The organism is Bacteroidota bacterium (assembly GCA_030706565.1).
GTDB lineage: Bacteria > Bacteroidota > Bacteroidia > Bacteroidales > JAUZOH01 > JAUZOH01.
Window position 1 is genome coordinate 1 of record JAUZOH010000353.1, and the last position, 3,892, is coordinate 3,892.

A 3,892-nucleotide genomic window follows, 5' to 3' on the forward strand; every position below is an offset into this window, starting at 1 on the left:
CTTTAGTCAAACAGGACAGTTTAAAAAGTAAGTTCCTCTTATCCGTTAAAATATTTATGGGTCTGTCATTTATTGGCGTGGTTGCCATTTAGTTTTGAAGCTTGGCAAGAGAAGCCGAAAACTTTAAGAGTAGGCATAAACTTAAAACATAAAACCATGTCAATATCTGATGTGCAGTTTAAAAACAATTGGTATAACGTTTTCGATGAAAACAACAAGAAGTCCGCTTCGGTACCGGCAACTGCCGGTGAATTGATGGGCATAGGAACCGATTTTTTTGTCCTGAAAAAGAACAATTGGTACATAACTTTTGACGACAGAGGCAAAAAGATTGCGGATTTATCCTGTACCTATGGCGATTTCAAAAATGCCACAGGCAATTCCTTTAACCTGGTTAAAGGCAATTGGCTCACCTCCTTTGACAAACATTGCAAAAAGACGGGCACCAGACCGGCCAGATGACGGTGGTTTATCAAATGACAGGTTGCCGTAACCGCCTGCCATTTGATTTTACTAAAAATCTAACATTAAAATATTATGGTTTAGGTGGACAGTTTAATATAAATTCTAATAACTTTACATAACTGCATAATAATACTTTATATCAAGGCATTTTTATAATTATTAATTTAAAACTTAAATTAAACGAAAAAAGTTTTTTTTAATCCTTGGGTTGGTTCAAACTATTTTACCGATGGTTTTGAAAATTAAAAGATCATGGTGTTGGGTGAAAGTCACTATTGTAACGATAAATGTGAAAATTGTGGCGATTTGTCAATTACTAAGTGTAAGGAATTTACAACAGAGGTAATTCATAGACTTTTAAAATATAAAGAAGGTAAAGCTGAATTTGAAACTTGGATGAATACCTTTATTCGATTTACTAATGTAATTATTGGAAAACAAACTAATTATTTGGTATTTAAAGATTTCTGGAATTCTATATTATTTTATAATTATATTCAAAAAACGATGTCTGGCCCAAGAATATCTCCTACTGAGCAAGATTTTAAGAAATATTTTGATGCTTTTTTGGAGACAGTAAATGAGTATAAACCTGATTTAATAATAGTTTGGGGAAAACGTTTATGGAACAATTTACCTAAAAAAGGTGAATGGGGCGATAAAATATTGGATGGAGCGAATGGTAAATTTTTTTATTATATAATAGATGGGGAAAAAATTCCTTCATATGGTATATATCATCCATCATCTTCGACCTTTGGGTATATATTTAACTCATATTTAAAAGAAGCAGTACATTTAGCTGGAGTTTAAAAAATTAAATATAAATAATTATAATTTTTCTCAATAAAAACAAACCACGACATGTTTTGTCGTGGTTTGTTTTTATTTTTGTAGGAAAAGAACCGGAGATTATTAAAAATAGTTGATTATGTCAAAAAGAGAAACACTTGCAAGGTTTAGTTTGATCATCAGCAAACTACGCAGGAAACCGGCCACATTTGCGGAAATTTCGAATACCCTGGCCAGGGAATCGGAAATACAGGGCTATGATTTCAATATTTCCATCCGGACCTTTCAAAGAGATCTGGAAGAAATACGTTCGCTCTATGATATAGATATTCAATACGATTTTTCAAAAAAAGTGTACAAAATCGAATCCGACGATCAATCTGAGGTCAATAAAAGGATATGGGAAGCCTTTGATACTTTTCATGCCTTGAACCTTACTAACCAATTATCGGATTGTATTGATTTTGAGAAAAGGCGGTCGGGGGGTACGGAAAATCTTTATGGTTTGCTCCATGCCGTCAAAACTCATGTCCAGATTAAATTCACGTACCGGAAGTACTGGGAGGATGTATTGACCAACCGCCGGGCCGAGCCTTATGCGCTGAAAGAATTCAGAAACAGGTGGTATGTGTTGGCCAATGATCTCAAAGATAGTAAGATAAAAAGTTTCGCCCTGGATCGTTTGACCGATCTGGAAATCACCACGAAACAATTTCTCTTCCCGGCCGGTTTTGATGTAAATGAGTATTACCGCTACTGTTTTGGGATTATCAGTCCGAATGCGGCCAAACCGCAGGAAGTGATCCTTTCGTTTGACCCGTTCCAGGGGAAGTACATAAAATCTTTGCCTTTGCATCAATCACAGGAGATTCTTATTGACAATGAGGAGGAATTAAGGATTAAATTAACCTTGTTCATCACTCATGATTTTGTAATGGAACTACTTTCTTACGGCGAAAATGTAAAAGTGCTTGCTCCCGGCAATCTGGTTGCCGACATGAAAAAAACATATCAAAACGCACTAAATCTTTACTAAATGGAAACCAAGATGAACAATATTGAAGAGCTTGTAAATGAACTTAATAAAAGCTTAAACGCTGAAGGAATTGCTCAGGAAAGAGTTGTTTCCCTTATAAATATTGCAAAAGACAATTTTCATGTCAAAATTAAAATGCTGGATTTTGCATATTATGATGAAACCAAACAGTTGAAAGCAAAGAAAGATAAAATCAATGCCCTAAAGTCGGAAAAATGGGAAACTCTCATAGAACAAAGATCTTTGGAACTGGAGTGCGAGAAATATATTAAATTAAGAAAACAGTTTAATATTACTGCATCCTCGTTTTACTATGAGGACAACGATTTGTATTACTTCTGCCTGGGTGATGCTTATAATGATAATATGTTTAGGAAATTGTTGATCTGCTACAGGTTAAGCTAGGATATTTATACCATAATGTGATTTTTGAAATTAAAAATCCATATAAATTGTTTCTTATTTAGGAAACTTTTATCTTTGTAAATAAAAGAATGAATGGCAAATAAATTTAGAGTTGACTTTCTCGGCGAAGCCATTGATTTTATGGAATCACTTGATGAAAGTATCAGAGTTAAAATTTATTACAACATTCGGAAAGCGCAGATGATCAATGATCCTGAATTGTTTAAAAAATTGAACGAGTTTATTTGGGAATTCAGGACTTTGTATAATAAGAAGTATTATAGGCTTTTAGCATTTTGGGATAAAACTGATAATTTAGATACATTAGTAATTTCAACACATGGATTTATCAAAAAAACACAAAAGACTCCCAAAGATGAAATAAAAAGGGCAGAAGCAATACGCAAAGAATATTTTGAAATGAAAAAACAAAAAGATGAAAAGCGATAGGTTAAAATCAAAAAGCCTTGAGGAAATGATCGATATGCATATAGGCGTGAGAGGGACTGAAAAGAGGGAAGCTTTCGAAGAAGAATTACGCCTTGACATTTTAGGGCATAAGATTAAAAAAATCAGGGAAGAAAAGCATTTAACCCAAGCCCAACTGGGGGATTTAGTTGGAGTGAAAAAAGCACAAATTTCTAAAATAGAAAATAACCTGACCGATGCCCGGTTTGAAACCATACTGAAGGTATTCAGGGCTTTGAATGCTAAAATCAGTTTTACAGTAGAATTATAAAATCCAAATATTAAACTGGCCTGATTGAAATTAAAGCCATGCCTGAAAAATTCCAGAACAAATTTCGGATATCGCTGTTGCGGTTGCAAAATTGGGATAATGGATCAAATGGCCTGTATTTTGTAACCATTTGCACAGATAACCGGGAATGTTATTTGGGGAAAATTACGTCCCCCATCATCCCGACCAAACGAACCAACCGCTTCGCAAAAATGGAAACCGGAAACATTGGGCGTAATTATAACTCAATATAAACGGATATGCACAATACAGGCCCGTAAAATCCATGCTGATTTTGCCTGACAATCCCTTTTTTATGATCATATTATCCGAAACGACAAATCGTTTTAAAAGATTTCGAATTATATAAAAGACAATCCGTTAAAATGGAGAAATGATAATTTTTTAAAACCGTAGAGACGGCCAAATCCATTGTAGATACGGCCAATTTGGCC

6 protein-coding genes are annotated in these 3,892 nt (G+C 34.2%); all 6 read left to right on the forward strand.

Annotated elements, in window-relative coordinates; genetic code table 11:
- Positions 1-156: 156 nt before the first annotated feature.
- The 6 genes from Q8907_13935 to Q8907_13960 all read left to right on the forward strand — a co-directional run bounded on the left by Q8907_13935 (position 157) and on the right by Q8907_13960 (position 3,437).
- Positions 157-462: a hypothetical protein gene (locus tag Q8907_13935; protein ID MDP4275370.1), complete on the forward strand. Its 306-nt coding sequence runs from the start codon at positions 157-159 to the stop codon at positions 460-462.
- Positions 463-717: 255 nt separating this feature from the next.
- Positions 718-1,278, forward strand: a complete 561-nt coding sequence (locus tag Q8907_13940) for a uracil-DNA glycosylase (GenBank protein MDP4275371.1) — start codon at positions 718-720, stop codon at positions 1,276-1,278.
- 118 nt (positions 1,279-1,396) lie between these two features.
- Positions 1,397-2,293 (forward strand): WYL domain-containing protein, encoded by an 897-nt coding sequence (locus Q8907_13945; GenBank protein MDP4275372.1) that lies wholly within the window; start codon positions 1,397-1,399, stop codon positions 2,291-2,293.
- Complete coding sequence (locus Q8907_13950; protein ID MDP4275373.1) at positions 2,294-2,698, forward strand: hypothetical protein; 405 nt, start codon at positions 2,294-2,296, stop codon at positions 2,696-2,698.
- A gap of 93 nt (positions 2,699-2,791) precedes the next feature.
- The gene (locus Q8907_13955) at positions 2,792-3,148 is read left to right on the forward strand and encodes a type II toxin-antitoxin system RelE/ParE family toxin (protein ID MDP4275374.1); all 357 of its coding nucleotides are present in this window, start codon (positions 2,792-2,794) and stop codon (positions 3,146-3,148) included.
- Entirely contained in the window at positions 3,135-3,437 is a 303-nt protein-coding gene (locus tag Q8907_13960) for a helix-turn-helix transcriptional regulator (protein MDP4275375.1), read from the forward strand. Before Q8907_13955 ends, Q8907_13960 begins: the two co-directional genes overlap by 14 nt.
- Positions 3,438-3,892: the final 455 nt, after the last annotated feature.

Excerpts from the sequence above, each read along its gene's own strand:
- Q8907_13935 (MDP4275370.1), top strand. The coding sequence starts at position 157 with ATGTCAATATCTGATGTGCAGTTTAAAAACAATTGGTATAACGTTTTC.
- Q8907_13940 (MDP4275371.1), top strand. The coding sequence starts at position 718 with ATGGTGTTGGGTGAAAGTCACTATTGTAACGATAAATGTGAAAATTGT.
- Q8907_13945 (MDP4275372.1), top strand. The coding sequence starts at position 1,397 with ATGTCAAAAAGAGAAACACTTGCAAGGTTTAGTTTGATCATCAGCAAA.
- Q8907_13950 (MDP4275373.1), top strand. The coding sequence starts at position 2,294 with ATGGAAACCAAGATGAACAATATTGAAGAGCTTGTAAATGAACTTAAT.
- Q8907_13955 (MDP4275374.1), top strand. The coding sequence starts at position 2,792 with ATGGCAAATAAATTTAGAGTTGACTTTCTCGGCGAAGCCATTGATTTT.
- Q8907_13960 (MDP4275375.1), top strand. The coding sequence starts at position 3,135 with ATGAAAAGCGATAGGTTAAAATCAAAAAGCCTTGAGGAAATGATCGAT.